The 15887-nt window shown below is 40.5% G+C and carries 8 protein-coding genes; 1 reads left to right on the forward strand and 7 read right to left on the reverse strand.

Translation table 11 applies throughout. The features are described from left to right. Positions 1 to 76 precede the first annotated feature (76 nt). From DBR11_RS07575 to DBR11_RS07595, 5 genes are read right to left on the reverse strand one after another with little or no spacing between them, the layout of a single operon-like run. Positions 77 to 2362, reverse strand: a complete 2286-nt coding sequence (locus tag DBR11_RS07575; protein WP_108551203.1) for a glycoside hydrolase N-terminal domain-containing protein — start codon at positions 2360 to 2362, stop codon at positions 77 to 79. Between the two features lie 6 nt (positions 2363 to 2368). Then, positions 2369 to 5293 (reverse strand): glycoside hydrolase family 2 TIM barrel-domain containing protein, encoded by a 2925-nt coding sequence (locus DBR11_RS07580; RefSeq protein WP_108551205.1) that lies wholly within the window; start codon positions 5291 to 5293, stop codon positions 2369 to 2371. A 47-nt stretch (positions 5294 to 5340) separates the two neighbouring features. Next, a complete protein-coding gene (locus DBR11_RS07585) occupies positions 5341 to 6030 on the reverse strand; it encodes an RraA family protein (protein WP_108551207.1) in 690 nt (229 codons plus the stop codon). A 39-nt stretch (positions 6031 to 6069) separates the two neighbouring features. Next, the gene (locus DBR11_RS07590; protein ID WP_108551209.1) at positions 6070 to 7752 is read right to left on the reverse strand and encodes a RagB/SusD family nutrient uptake outer membrane protein; all 1683 of its coding nucleotides are present in this window, start codon (positions 7750 to 7752) and stop codon (positions 6070 to 6072) included. A 4-nt stretch (positions 7753 to 7756) separates the two neighbouring features. Then, positions 7757 to 10828, reverse strand: coding sequence for a TonB-dependent receptor (locus DBR11_RS07595; RefSeq protein WP_108551211.1), 3072 nt, complete (start codon positions 10826 to 10828; stop codon positions 7757 to 7759). 149 nt (positions 10829 to 10977) lie between these two features. Here DBR11_RS07595 and DBR11_RS07600 point away from each other — a divergent pair, with 149 nt between their 5' ends. Beyond that, on the forward strand, positions 10978 to 11844 hold the full coding sequence (locus tag DBR11_RS07600) for an AraC family transcriptional regulator (protein WP_108551213.1): 867 nt from the start codon (positions 10978 to 10980) through the stop codon (positions 11842 to 11844). On the opposite strand, the gene DBR11_RS07605 is transcribed toward DBR11_RS07600, so the two are convergent. Both DBR11_RS07605 and creD read right to left on the reverse strand, forming a co-directional pair. Further along, positions 11841 to 14231, reverse strand: coding sequence for a mechanosensitive ion channel domain-containing protein (locus DBR11_RS07605; protein ID WP_233260682.1), 2391 nt, complete (start codon positions 14229 to 14231; stop codon positions 11841 to 11843). The genes DBR11_RS07600 and DBR11_RS07605 overlap by 4 nt on opposite strands. Positions 14232 to 14452: 221 nt before the next feature. Next, the gene (gene creD, locus DBR11_RS07610; protein WP_108551217.1) at positions 14453 to 15844 is read right to left on the reverse strand and encodes a cell envelope integrity protein CreD; all 1392 of its coding nucleotides are present in this window, start codon (positions 15842 to 15844) and stop codon (positions 14453 to 14455) included. Positions 15845 to 15887 lie beyond the last annotated feature (43 nt).

Genomic DNA, 15887 nt, shown 5'->3' on the forward strand with positions numbered 1-15887 from the left:
TTTTAATTGTGATGAAGCTATCAGATATTCATCCCACTATGTGGTTTGAAAATCATGATGGTTTCATACTTGTCTTTTATTTAATTTTAGTTTTTAAGATCAGTATCCCACCAGGTTCTCCGGTCAATTTCAGAAATCCATCTGGTCCATTTTTTACAATAAATCCTTTATTTGAAGCTATAGTATAGGTCTTGAATGGCAACTTTAAGCTTGTTGTATTTCTCTTTTCTGAAATAACTTTTACCTCTGCAATCTTTCCATCAACTTTATTTGCACTGACCAGAAATGCGCCCTCAGTCCGTAAATTTTCAAAAGATAGGTTTTGCCATCCTTCGGGAACTGCAGGCATAATTTCTATGAAACCGGCGTAGCTCTGCAGCAACATTTCTTGTAAACCTGCGGCAAAGGCAAAATTTCCTTCCAGGGTAAAAGGTCGGTAGTGAAATTTGGACAAGCCCGATTTGGTCTGGTCTCCGTTTAAATGAAAACTGTTAATGGAGCAAAAAGCACGGGCAAAGATCTGTAAATCTTTTGCAGCTCCGTTTCCGTCTTTTGCCCTTGCCTTCATATTCGCCAGCCAGGCATAGGAATAGCCACACCAATAATCAGGACCGATGCTATCCAGTAAGCCAATTGAATTTTTAATAATGGATTGTGCTCTTGGTCCATCTTCCCATTTAATTAAGCCCAGTGGATGAATGGCCATCATATGTGAAAAATGACGGTGTGACTGGTTATAAGCCATTGTTGGTGAAAACATCAATTCACCTTTTGCCGTAAGGGCATAATCGTCAAACTCTGCAAATATTTTAGCCCAATGTGCGGCTTCTTTTTTTAAGCCGAGTTCTCCTGCCAGTTCGGAGGCTGTTTTGAAAGTGGATTTCATTAAGGCCAGATCGTAGTTCGTGTTTTGTAAAAACCAGGCTGTTATATCATTATCATTGATTTCCGGACTAGAGCTAATCTTTAATTTACGATGACCTTTATCATCTTTCAGGGTTATGTTTTCCAAAAATACAGCGGTTTGCTTCAGCCATGGATAGGCTTTATTTTTAAGAAATTCTCTATCCATACTATACCTCCATTGCAGGTAGTAATGTTGTCCCAGCCAGGAAGATACGGTGGGCGAAAGCGCATACTGGATCCAGCCACCCATTTCGGTACCATCCAATGTGGTAACGCCAGGAACTGCCAGGCCCTCACTGTTAAAGTATAGCTTTGTGTACCGTTTATAATTGGCTTTATTCTGCTCCAGGTGGTTGATATAGCCCATGGCCAGATCAAGGTGATTACTGCTATAGGCAGGCCAATAACTGAGTTGTGTATTTAAGTCGTGGTGAAAGTCTCCTTTCCAGGGAGGTAATCGTCCATTGTCTGCAGTCCATACACCTTGCAGAGAAATTGGTGGGGCATCTTGCCTGGCCAGTGAGCCAAATTTATACTGTTCCAGATACCATTGTTTCTCCAGCAAACTATCTGGTACGTGCAGTGCAGATTTACCCCAGAAATCTTTCCACCAGGAAGTATGTGTGTTGAGTTCAGTATCAAAACTCTTCGGCACAGTTTGCTGAACAATTTCAATTGCATTCTTTACTGGCTTTTGCTCCGGATATTGAGAAGAAATACTCCAGACACCTTCTATCGTTGTGTTGTCTATCTTTTTCCACTCCACTGCAATATCATAACTAAAGCCATTCCATCCTTCCTGATGGTAGGTTACCCTGTTTCCGTTGCGTTTTATAGTGCCCTGCTTATAACCCAGCCTGGAAAGATCATCTCCTCCAACAGGATCACCCGATATCTTTACCTGCCCCTGGTATTTGGGTGCAATTAACTGGGGGTCGAATTCTCCTTGTAGATTTTGAAATTTGAACCAGCCCACGGGTTTGTTGGCGGAAACAAAGGTCTCCATCCTGGTTCCATTGGCCCAGGTCACTTTGCATAATGCATTTTTCAGGGATAAATGTACTGAAGTAACACCGCCCCAGTCTTTAGTGTTTAACTCCAAAGCACCCCCGGGAATTTTGGAAGGCGCTGGCTCATGATCATAAGGCCCGTCCAGCAATTGCTGTACTGGCTTATAATCCTTCTTGTTCACCTGGTCTATGACCCATTGGTAACTAAATTCTTTGCGGTGCAAGCCTTTCATTGGCCGCATGTCCCAAAGATCAGCCCTGTCTAAGGAAAACCTTAAATGATCTGCCTTTTGCCAAACCAAAGCCCCCAATATCCCATTTCCCAAAGGAACTGCTTCATCCCACTGGGTGGCTAGTTTATCGAAATGCAGGTCGTGTCGATCTGACTGTGCGAATACAGTGTTATACAATAAAATAAGGGTGGCAACTACAATTATCCTTTTCATTGAGAATTATTTTATAACGAGTATTAATTTACCTTTTAAAATATTGTCTTTTATTTTAATTCTTCCATTTGTATGTGGAGAGCCATAAAATGGTTCAGACCCATTATTACTGTAATCCGCAATCAGCCAGTTTATACTTTCGTCCTGTAACCAGGTTCTGGAGGCTTGTTTTCCATCTGAAAGCACGGTGATACCGTCTCCATTAGGATTTTTAAGGGAGGCGTTCTTGATATAACGCTTAGTGGAACGAAAATCATTACTGCCTAAATCATTTGCATCATCTTTCCAATCCCCTTTCTGGACAACGCCCCATTCTTCTACGGCATTCATAGGTTTTGCCTTAAGCATCGCTGTTCCTTCCGGCCTTGCAATATCATTTGAAGGGTATAGAGTGAACTCTGCCTTGCGTTTCCAGTTCAACTCATCGAATGATTTGGGAAGTTGCAGCATGAGCCCGTACTGATACGGCGATACATCGGCTTTGGTATACTGAACCTCGTATTCAGTGATCAATTTCCCGTCATTGGTAAACAGATAGCTTTGTTTGCCTTTACAGTCAAGGTAGGAAACGTTCATGGAAAACTTCAATCCGGAATCCATTTTTTGTACAACAAGATCATTCGCAAATAAAGTATAGGCCGGATAGTTTTTGAGCGGGTAAATATTGTTCTGATACGTTTCTCCCGCTACGTTTGGTTTCCCGCCATCCTCTTCATTCATAGGCACCATGCTGAATACTGGGCCTTGTTTTAAGATCTCCGTATCGCCTTTCCTTGCGGAGATAATGATCCCGGTATTTTTACTAATGGTATAGGTTATATTTCCTTGCTGCACTACGTATGCAGCCTCCTTTTCGGTATAGGACACGGTTAAATTCTGACCAGTTGGAAAAGCCTGTTCCGTATCTGTTTCGTATTTTTCTTGTTCAGCAACAAAGCCTCTCGGATCTTTAAAGCTAATTTCCAGTGTTTTTACCTGATCAGCCGGAATTTTGATGGTACCGCTGCTGCGTGAGGCAATTCCACTTTTTACTGTTTGGGAAACTCCATTTATGATGGCGGTAATATTGATCTCATTTAACGAGGTAAAGTCATATCTGTTCTCTACGCTCAATTCAATATATTTTTTACCAGCTGACGGCCAGTTGATGTGCTTTACTTTTATGGGTGAATAGGCTTTTTTCATACCGAAATACTCTGGTTTTGGTCTGCGCCATCCATCAATCGGTCCCCATGGACCATAACCTATAATCCGGCCGTCGGGCATGTGAAAAGTATCATCAATCCCACTCCAGATGGCACCACCCAGGCAACCTTTATGATAATACATTGAATCATACATCATTTCCAGAGGTTTACCGTAACTGCTGCGTACGCCCGGATCGGTTAATAATTCTCTGCGGTTGTAGCAGGAGACGTGCGCGTACTCCCCAAAAAGAACTGGCCGTTTCATGGTATCACATGCTGCTGGTCCGTTGATACCTGGGTAGTGGTATACTGCTATATCAGCTGTGCTGTGTGCGTTGTTAAAACCACCCCAGCATTGATCGTGGAAGGTGGTTGGGCGTGAAGGGTCTAGCTTTTTCACCACCGCCAGCACCTTCTCCCACAAAGGACTCCATACCGATTCGTTACCCAGCGACCAGATTACCACAGAAGGATGATTGCGACCGGCCAATACATTCTCGACATCTGCATTTACCATATAGGGTAAGAACTTTTCATCTTTATAATTCCACTTTTTCCAGATGGGCGATGCCCCATGGTTTATCCAGCAAAGGGAAGCTTCGCTTTCTACAAATAGTCCCAAGCTATCTGCGGCATTTAAAAATTCTTCGGATGGTGGATAATGTGAGGTACGAATATAGTTACAATTTGCGTCGCGGAACAGTTCGGCATCTTTACGGTCCAGTTCCGGACTGATACTCCTTCCGGTAAGCGGGTGTATGGAATGACGGTTTACACCACGCAGTTTTACAGCCTTTCCATTAACCAGCAATTGATTTCCTTTAACCTCAACCTGCCTGAAGCCAAGAGGTTGACTTATGGTTTGTACCGCTTTTCCATTAACCAGCAAAGTGCTTTTTAAATGATAAAGATTGGGATGCTCGGGGTTCCATTGCTTTGGTTGTTTTACGGAAATGGTGGTTTCAACCTCAGTTGTCGTATTGGGGCCTGCCTGCCTGGAAACCGGAGATGATTTTTGGAAAACCACTTTGCCTGAGGCATCTGTTAAAACATACTGAAACTGAACGGATGCGGGCAGACCGGATTCATTGGCGATTCCCGATTGTATTTTTAATACTGCGTTTTTAAACTGTGGGTCAAATGTTGTTGTTGCTATGGTTGAAGCTATATTGGTTTGTGGCAAAGTAAATAGTGTTACTTTACGCAACAGACCACCAACAGTGTGTACTGCATATTGCGAAGTACAAGCCAAACGGTCGCTCATGGTTAATGCCTGTACTTCTACTTCTAATATATTTTGACTGGCCTGAAGTGCTTTCGTAATGTCTACTTCAAACGGTACAAAACTTCCTTCATGTTCGCCCACTTCTATATGGTTAACCTTTATTAATGCATGAGAACTTACCCCATCAAAACGTATTTTTATTCTTTGATCTTTCCAGTCTGCCGGAATATCAAGCTTCAGGCTATATACCGCCGTTTCACCTTCTTTAACTGTAAAACCTTGCATTTCCCATTCGCCAGGCACATTAATACTGTGCCTGTCTTTACTTCCTGAAACCTGGAAATCCCATTTACCATGTAGTGAAATATGTGTTCGCTGCGTGTTTAAAACAGTGGCAGGAATTGGCGAAATCCGTGGAATATCAAATCCATTGATTTTGCCCTGTCCAAAAGAATGGCCAGCGCAAACTAACAATAAAAGCAGTATGCAAAATTTAAATAGCGATACGGTTTTAACCATTCTGATTGTTTTGTTTATAAATGATAAATTTAGTTTTATAATTCCAATTACATTATTCCATAGATCTCAAATGCCTCTTTTGCTGCCATACCTTCCTTGATCTTTTGAAAGACAACTTTTTCTCCTCTTGCTTTTTCAAAAGCAAGCCTGAATACCTCTTCTGAAGCCTCCTTTGGCACAATGCATACACCATCTCTGTCTCCAATCACATAGTCACCTGAGTTAATGATGACGCCATTCATTTCTATAGGCGTTCTAAAATCGATCACTTTACCCCTTGGCGCCTGATCCTTTGCATAACTACCGTAAGAAAAAGTTGGGAAATTCATTTCCAAAATTCCATTTGTATCTCTGGAATAGCCATTGACCACTGCTCCAACGGCGCCCAGTTGGGTTGCTCTTACACTCATAAGTTCTCCCCATAAGGCATAAGAAGGCGATGATCCAGTACAGATATAGACTTCATTTCTTTTCAAATCGTCTAAAGCTTCCAGCATTAAACCAAAAGGTTTTCGCAGAATCGGATTGTGACCGGCGTCTGAAGACTCTATAACGTCGGCTTCCAACACGGGCATTGCGATCCCGACAATTGTCATATCTGCTCGCAATGGTTGTATTTGAGGGGGTAAAAACTGATTCAGCAGACCCAGTTTATCCATGATATCGCCTATAACGGCAGTAAACAGCTCTTTCTTTACTAAAGCAATTAGTTCGTCTTCATTTGTAATTTTTCCCATAGATCGTGATGGTGTATTTATATTTATTTTGTGTTTTATTTAATAACCTTTTGCTGCTTGCGGAGCTTTTAAATTTGCATTTCTATCTAAAGCGGATTGCGGATAAGGCATTAACATGAATTTAGACTGCCAATTGCGCTCCTGAACTAATACGTTAGCGATATCTTTGGGCGTTTTCATTACGTTAGCAGCAATGTTCCAACGTCTGATATCGAAATACCGCTGTCCTTCACCTGCCAATTCTATTCTACGCTCATTACGGATAACTTCTCTAAGTTTTTCTTTAGTATTGTTAACGGTTCGGTCTATTGGTGGCATGCCTGCACGGTCTCTTATATCATCTAAGGCGGCAAAAATAGTTGCATCCGGCCCGCTTACTTCGTTTTTAGCTTCAGCATAAGCAAGAAGTATTTCTGCATATCTGATAATGCTGTAATCCTGTGGCGCGTCAAACTCTAAACCACTTGCTAATGAAGCCGGATCTAAGTATTTTTTAAAATTGTACCCGGTTGAGCTTTCACTACCTGCCACACCAGCCCAGGTAAATACATAGCCATCTTTGTATTCGTTCCAGGTTGCTCCAGGAAACAATATACTTGCATATAGACGGGTATCCCGGTTTTTAAATTCATTTATGTAGTTGGCTGAAGGTGTTTTTTTAATGTTAAAATCGGTTGCCCTTTGTTCTGGTGTTGGTGGTGTAAATGATGTACCGTCACTCTTCCAATAGGCATCAACCAAACCTTGAATAGGCGTAATAGAACTCCAGCCGCCCATGTTTGCAGTAGCAAATAAAATCCTCAATCCGTTGCCGAAAGGTGCATAACTTTGGTTTTCCTGAATATTCTGCGATACAAGAATTGCTTCTTTATTACCGTCATTGGCTGCCCAAAATTGTTGTTGATAACTGGCCAGGCCTTTATAAAATTTTTGCTTGGCGGCATCATCGGTAAAAGTTAATAATGTACTATAATCATCCTTGGTATCGTTAGCCGTTAATGCTGTTTTTCTAAAGAGCTGATAACCTGATGCCATTACTTTTTGGGCACTGGCCACTGCGTCGTCATATTTACCATATTCTAATTGAATACGGGTTAAGATGGCCCAGGCAGCACCGTTGGTAATACGGCCAGTTTGATTTGGAACACCACCGGCATAACTGGCGGGTAAATCTGCCTCAACTGCTTTAATCTCATCAATTGCAAATTGGATTACTGTAGCAGCAGGTGATGTTGCTGTAGCGGTTTCCTGAGGATCTGTGTAGGAGGTTTTTAACAAGGATACTGGTCCAAAATAATGCGCCAGCTCGTAATAGGTAAAGGCCCTTAAAACTCTGGCTTCGGCAATGAAGCGTTTCCTTAATGTTTCATCCATGGTCGCCTTACCAATGTTATCTAAAAAATAGTTATAGCGGCGTATAAAAACATAGCGGCTGTTATATCCGGCATCTAAGGTGGCATCTATACTGCCTGCAGATATGAGCGTGGCATTATTTTCCCAAGGATATTGGCAATAAGCATTATCGGCGGCGCCGTCATCATATGCATAATTAAAGGCGTTAGCTAAATATCCGTAACAACCGTTTAGCGCCAGCTGTACATCATTTTGCGATTTCCAAAAACTACCAGCAGAAAGTTTATCCTGCGGTACAAAATCTATTGACTTTTTACAACCGCCTAAAATAATAAAAGCGAGAAGCGATATATATATAAATTTTTTCATGTCCTTATAATGTTAAATTTAGACCAACAGAAAATGTTTTTAAAGATGGATAAGCTGACCTTTGTGAGGGTGCTTCCGGATCAAAATCTTTTAATCTTTTATCACCGCGGATGGTAAAAGGATTATTGCTTGATGCATAAATTCTTAAGCCTTTAATTTTTGCCCTGTCCAATATACTTTTAGGAATAGTATAGCCAAGAGTAATCGCCTTTACCCTAAGGTATGAGGCATCGAACAGCCAAAAGCTAGACAAGCCAAAGTTCTGGGTATCGTTGGTTACTCTCGGATATGGTGCATTTGGATTTGGGTTATCGACAGTCCATCTGTCCAGTACATAATTTTTAACGCCAGCACCGTTAAAAAAAGCTTGTGAAGCTTCTTCCTCTAAATAAACTTTTACATTACTTACACCCTGGGTTAATACACTTAGATCAAAACCTTTATAGTTGGCAGACAGGTTGAATCCGTAAGTAAAATAAGGTACGTTATTGCCGTTAATTATTCTATCATTCCCATCTATTACACCGTTGCCATCCTGATCTTTATACTTAATATCGCCAGGTTTTGGGTTATTGGCTTGTTTAGCATGGCTATCGATATCGGCTTGATTAACAAATAAACCTTCGGCCTGCCACATATAGAATGAACCTACCGGTTGGCCAATGCGGTTAATGAAATAAGTATCATAGGGTGCTGTTTCGTTTGCGCCTCCCAAGTCGGTTACTTTATTCCATATTTTGCTTACGTTACCACCTACAGAATAGCCTAAATCATTTATTTTGCCGTTGTAGTTTAAGGAGAGTTCAAATCCGTTGTTTTTAACTTTGCCCAAATTTACAGATGGTGATTCCCCATCTTTCAAACCTGCTTCGGCTGGAATATTTGGATCTGCCAATAAAATATCTTTGGTAATGCGGCTAAATACATCTAATTGTAAGGTAAGTGATTTAAATAAGGTTGCATCTAAACCCGCATTGTAAGTGGTTAGCTTTTCCCAGCTTAATAATGGATTGGCCAATTTAGCAGGCGTTACGCCATCTTGTTTCGATTGGTCTAAAATCACGGTGGTACCCGTATTTAAGCCATCATAAAAATCATAATCGCCTACGTTGTTGATGTTACCTAATTTACCGGCCGATAAACGTAATTTCAATTCGTTAACCGCAGTAATATCTTTCATGAAATCTTCTTGTGATATACGCCAGGCGACCGATGCAGATGGATACCATGCCGCACGATGGCCAGGTGCAAACTTAGAGGAAGCATCGTTTCTGGCACTTGCTTCAAACAAATATTTGTCTGCATAAGCATAATTTAAACGGGCAAAAACCGATGCCAGTGCACTCTCGCCTACGCCAGGTACATTATCGCCTAAATCGCTAAATGCCGTTGTATTCGCTGGAAGGGTAGAACCGGCATTAATCGCATTTAAATCGTTATTTGGAAAACCCTTACGCACCACCCTTATGGTTCTCTTTTGTGCCTTTTCGTAAGAAGCACCGGCCAAAACCTTAAAGTAATTCTTGTCTATATTTTTTTCGTAACTGGCTGTTGCCTGAGACAATAAATTCGAAGTACTTTGCCAGGCTTCTGTTAACTGGTTGGTTGTTACCGCTGTACTACCTAAAGGTTTTTGGGTAATAAATCCTGTAACAGGGTCTATTGTGTTTATAAAAGAACTGTTGAAATAGTTATAGGCATTATAAGAAAACAACCCTGATATATCCAAACCTTTAACTGGTGTATAGGTTCCATTTAAATTACCGATAAAACGATTGGTATTATAATTGGTTCTGCCACCGTCTTGTAATAGACGTAGTGGGTTTTGTCCGGCTATGGTTGCATTTTCTTTGCCTGCAGTTACACTGCCCCACTCGCCATTACTTTGTTTGGCTACGGATAGCGGGATAGATCTTCCGATACCGGTAAAGCCTATTTCTAAATTATCGTTGCTATAGCCATCTCTGATAAATGACAAATTACTCCCGATTTTAAATTTATCGCTGATTTGGGTTTCGGTATTGGCCCTTAAGGAGTAGCGTTTCAAATCCTTACCTGGAATTAGGGAACTTTGGTTGAAATATGCACCACTTAAGTAATATTTCGTTTTTTCGCCCCCTGACACGCTTACCTGATGCTCCATCATTGGTGCACTTTTGTGTAAAATTAACGCGTACCAATCGGTATTGGGATAAAGATCGGGATTGGATTGGCTTCTTATCGCCTCTAAGGTTTGAGCATCATAAAGCGGTGTTCTGCCCAAATTTGTTTCCGCTTCGTTACGTAAAATGGCATAATTATATCCATTTGTATAATCTGGCAGGTAAGTGGCCGATTGTCTACCGTAGTAAGCATTATAACTAATTGTTGGGCTACCATTTCCTTTCTTGGTCGTTACCAAAATTACGCCATTTGCTGCTCTTGCACCATATATAGAGGATGCAGAGGCATCCTTTAATACTGAAATGCCTGCCACATCATTAGGATTGATACGGGCAAAATCATCTTGGGTAACGATCACACCATCGACTACAAACAAAGGAGACGATGTTCCTAAATTTGCACGCCCCCTTATATTAATGCTGCCTAAGTCTTTGCCTAAATCGCCGGGAGACGATACAATGGCCACACCTGGTACCGTACCTTGTAAAGCATTGGTTAAAGAAGTTACCGGCCTGTTGATGATCGTTTTGGTGTTTACCGTGCTAACAGCACCAGATAAGTTAACCTTTTTCTGGGTACCATAAGCAACCACCACCACCTCATTGAGTTCTCTTTTCTCTTCTGTAAGATGAACATCCAGGTGTGTTTTTATGCCAACCGGAACTTCCAGAGAAGTGTAACTGACATAGCTGAAGACCAGTACCGGAGATTTTGCCGCTCCCAAATCCAGGACAAAGTTGCCAATAGCATTAGACTGTGCCTTCATTGTGGTACCTTTTACCACCACCGTTACTCCTGGTAATGGTGTATTCGTTGCTGCATCACGTACCGTTCCCGTGATGTTTCTTACTTGTGCCTGAGCAAAACTACCGGTCAGGAAGACCGATAATAATAATAAACGTATACGAATCATAGTGTTTGGTTTTTGGTTGAGTTGGTTTGGTTAGTTACTGGGAATAAAGTTATATGCTGGACCTCCCATTACCTCTACTTGCCTTGTCTGATACTGACACTATATTGTCCAAAATTATAGATTATCATATATTTTAAGCAAATTAGCGTATGCAGCCACTTCTGATTGAAACAAAAACTGTTTTACAGCATTCCATATTTATAAAAGAGGTTCATGTTAAGAACCTTAATAATCCGTTGCACTTTCATAATGAATATGAAATGGTGCTGATCAATACCAGTAGTGGAAGAAGAATTGTTGGGGATAGCATTGAGGATTTCAGTGCTGGGGATCTGGTACTCATGGGGCCAAATCTTCCACATGTGATGTATAATGATAAGGAATATTATGAGCCTGAAAGTGACCGGGAGGTAAAAGCTATTGTGACGTACTTTAGGCTGGATTGGTTAAACGAAGAGTTTGTTAACTCCAATGAAGTTACACAGTTCAATGAATTACTTAAAGATATCAACAGGGGGATACGGGTGTATGGAAGATCTCAAAAGCAGGTGGTCAGGCTGTTGAATAAGTTGCTGCAAAGTACGGGACTCAAAAGGATTATCAATTTGTTACATATCCTGAACCTTTTATCTGAAACTAAGGAATACAAATGTCTGGCCAGTGTTGGTTACAGCAATCCACATAATCAAAAGGATGTTCAACGGATTAACAGGGTATATAATTATATTATGAACAATTTTGCCGAAGAAATCACCTTGAAAAATGCGTCTATGCTGGCCAATATGACAACCTCTGCTTTTTGTAAGTATTTTAAAACCCAGACCCAAAAAACGTTTACCCAATTTGTAAATGAAGTGAGGATCGGCTATGCATGTAAATTGTTATACAACGATAATCTGTCGATTTCGCAAGTTTGCTTTCAGTGCGGCTTCAATAATCTGACGAATTTCAACCGGAATTTTAAACATTATGCTAAAGTTTCACCCAGTGATTTTAAAAAGAACCTCAGTATTTAGTGATCTTCTTCTCCTTTATCCGGATGATGAAGATAGATGTCTTGCTGAGGAAATGGGATTTCGATTCCATTTGTTCTAAAGGCCGTTACAATTTTCATGATCAGATCGCTTTTTGTAGCATAAATATCTCCGATGTGCTTTGTCCAAAAATAAATTCTCAGGTCAATTGAACTGTTGTTAAATTGTTCATATTGTACGATGGGGCCTGGATTTTTACTGATCCGTTGTTCATTATTTAAAATTTCAGCCAGGATCTGCCTGCATTTTTCCAGGTCTGTATCGTAAGCAATACCAATTAATATGGATATCCTTTTGCGATTTCCACCCAACGACCAATTGACCAGATGGGCATTAAGCAAATCGCCGTTAGGCATAACTACATCTGCTCCATCCCAGGTAGAAATGACACTGCTTCGAAACCCTATGGATTTCATTTTGCCACCCTGGCCGTCTACATCTACAATATCACCTACATTTACGGGCTTTTCAAATGCAATGATCAATCCGCTCACCAAGTTATTGACCAGGGTTTGCAAACCGAATCCAATGCCCACACCCAACGCACCTAATACAATGGTTATTCTATCAACCGGAATTCCCGCTGCTGCAACGGCTAAAAATAAGCCTATGCTGAGTATAGAAATACGAACGAGCAAAAGCCAGCTACCAATCCCTTCAACTCCGGATTTATCATCCTTCCCGGCACGCAGGTGTCTGTCTGAGGCAAAAAAAGAAACAATTTTGGAAATAATAACGGCAATGCCCATAATCGTAATGAACAACAGCATATTGTTTATACTAAATGAATAATTGCCGAGTGTGCGCTCTTCGCTGAAAAAATTCAAAAGAGGCTTGGACAAATAGTCGAATGCAGGAAAATTACGCCCAAATAATACGATCCAGCCAAGGATCAGCAATAAATAAAATAATACAGGGGCCTTTTTGCCTACTTTTTCAAAATTAAGATAGAACAGTTTTTTGTCCTGACCTGAGTATACATTAAAGGCAAGGAATAGTCCTTCGTTAATCAGCCGTACCGTCCAAAGAAAAAGAATAGCGATAACGACATTCAGAAAACCACTGATAAGCAATGTTTTTGCCAAATTATACCGGCCGATCATGTTGGCCAATGCGGAGATGAGCTCAAGTAAGGTCATAAAAGCAATTGACCATACAATCCACTTTTCTCTAAGCTGGTCCCTGTGTCCTTTTAATAAGATATTGATCCCTGCTATTGTTCCGAATATGGAAGTGAAAAGCATAAACCACCGTTCAACTCTTGATGCCTGTAAGACCAGATTACCCAGTGCTGCAATTATAAAGAGAGTCACCATCAATAACCATACACGCATCCAGTATTTTCTAACAAAACCTTTAAAAATAATACTGAGACAAATACAGGATATTGACCAAAAGACAACACTTAAAATAAAGGGTGGCGATAAAAAAATGAACTGAAACAAACTAACTACCAGCAAGATGGCTGACAAAAATGGATGCCGGATCACCAACTGACCATCAAAATCTGTCCTCAGCAGACCGCCTTCAATATAAATATTCTTAAGAGAACGCAGGTAAATAAATGAGGTAAGTATAAGTAAAATCATAACGACCAGTTTACCCGCATTATTCTCAACATAAAAACTAAGCGTCAGTAATCCTTTCGTTTTGGAAAAATTGAGTATTTCACCAAAAGGACGGTAAAAACCTTCAGGATCCCAAATATTACTAAATTCTCTTTTGAACGTTTGATTGGCCATATCTTTTTGATAGGCTTCAATTTCTTCTAAACTGCTCTGCAGATTAAAGACCGTAAGATTGACCTGGTTCAGTAATGTCTGGATATTATTGCTCGCAAGCGTTAATGAACTATCTACAGGACTGGTTTCATAGGCTATAACACGTATCTTTTGTAGATACTTCATTAGTGTAGTGGAGTCCTTAGGGAATTTAAACAGGGAAGGAACACTCAGTAAGGAATCCAGTTGGTACCGAAAATTGTTTAGTTCCTGAAGGTGTAGATCCAGGCTTACTTTTCGAACATTTGCCTTATTTAGCAACTGAGCCAATATTTTAGAGGTAGCAGTTAAATTGCGAAAAGTTTGTGCAGTTCCTTTGTTGGTAAAAACACCATCACCAGCTATCACAAAATCTTTCTCAATTTCCTGAAGAACTAATTTGGTCCCCGGCGTATCTAATTTACTCTTGAGGTAAATTTTTGCTTTCTGCATAGTTCTTTTCAGTTCATCAAATGTTTTGATCTGATTGATGGATGCCTTATCAGCATCAAAATCTTCTGCGCTTTTCTTTGAAGACCGTTTTGCAAAGGCTTGCATTTTCTCCACAAAATCCAGTTTTGAACTGTCTTTTACAACTGGTTTACCCACTGTATCAGTCTTCTGAGCATGAAGATTAATGCAACAAAAAAGGCATACTGAAAACAAAAAGAAGCAAAATACTTTTTTCACGAACATACTTTTACCAGGGATTAATATTCAATAATACGCAAAAATTGGTACTTAAATATCCTGGCTGACAATAACCAACTGCCAGCAACCCTTCGGCTGCCAGCAGTATTGGAGAGCAAACGATATCTTTTTAACTTAAATTATTTCTTATCCAGATTGACCCTTGCAGCTAAATGCATAAGCACCCCTACAATGACAAACAGGCCAATACTTCCAAATAGTAAAGCCAGGTCTTCAAGTTGGATGATCACATATACAAAGCAATAGAAAGTGGCAATAATGGCCGCGTAAATTGCTGCTGCTTTCTTGTTGCGCAGCAAGGATGCAATAAAGGTGCTGATCAATCCAATGGTGGCTACTGAAGCAATCAGGTAGGCGATGTTAAAGCCCATTTGTTCGCTAAAAGACAGGAGTAAAATATAGTAAATGGTCATAGCAGATCCAATAAGAGCATAATGTAGTACATGTATACTGCGCTTAATCAACAATTCGGTAAACAGGAGCGAAATAAAAGTAAGGAGGATGATCAGTAGAGCATATTTTGCGGTACGCATGGTTTTTTGATACTGGTCTACAGGAAGTTTAAATTTTACGCCAAAAACTGCTGCATCCTCATCTTTGGCTTGCAGACTGGTCTTTCCTCCTATCCATTGTTGTGGAAACGGACGGTTAAAATAGGTCATTTTCCAATTCGCATCAAAAGTCTCTCCAGCAATCTTTCGCTCTTCCGGAAGATATCTGCCTGTAAAGCTCGGAGCGTTCCAGTTGCCTGAAGTTTTAACATTGGTGGTTCTTCCCAAATGCATAAAGTTCAAGTCCCCGCTCCCCCGGATATCCAGATCAAAATCGAAACTTATAGCGGTACTTTTACTTACCGAAAGGTCTGGACGAATGACCAGGTTGTTTTCAAAAAGATTTTGTGTATCGTTAGTTGCTGCTTCTGCAGCGTTGAACATTTTAGATAGGTTATCCGGCTCTACATTATAGGGCTTGTTCTCCAGTTTAATAACAGGATTATTCTTTAAACCTTTCAAATCACTTAAACCAATCACAACTTTGGCCTTATCCCATAAAATTTTACTGGGATCGATATCTGATTTTTGAAGTTCCAGGGCATCGAATTTACCTGTAGTATGAATTTTAGCATCATATACTACGGCGTCAAAAATGGCACGGTGAAGTTTCCTCGGCTGAACGGAAGCGGTAATGTTCAGAACTTCTGGAAGCAAATAAATATTGGTGATCAGTTCCCGGTTTTCGTATTTTCCTGCTGCATTTTTTTCCCAGGCAATAGTTTTATAAGGCAGCACCAGCACAGGACCCTGTACCAATTGACTGCCAGACCATTTATCAGCGATTTCAGCGCTAACTTCCTCCCCTCTTGCCTGTCTTTCGCGGATCAGATCCTGAATGAGGGTAGAGGGAATAAGCAATAAAAGTACAAGTATGCCAATAACGGATGCTTTAACCATAAATGACTGCTTCAGCCATTCTCTAAAGGTTTGTTTTTCGGGTTGTTCTGTTGTATTCATTGGGTTATTTTTATTTTAAAAGTACTTTGTATTACAAAGTATA

This window comes from Pedobacter sp. HMWF019 (assembly GCF_003061025.1).
Taxonomy (GTDB): Bacteria; Bacteroidota; Bacteroidia; order Sphingobacteriales; family Sphingobacteriaceae; genus Pedobacter.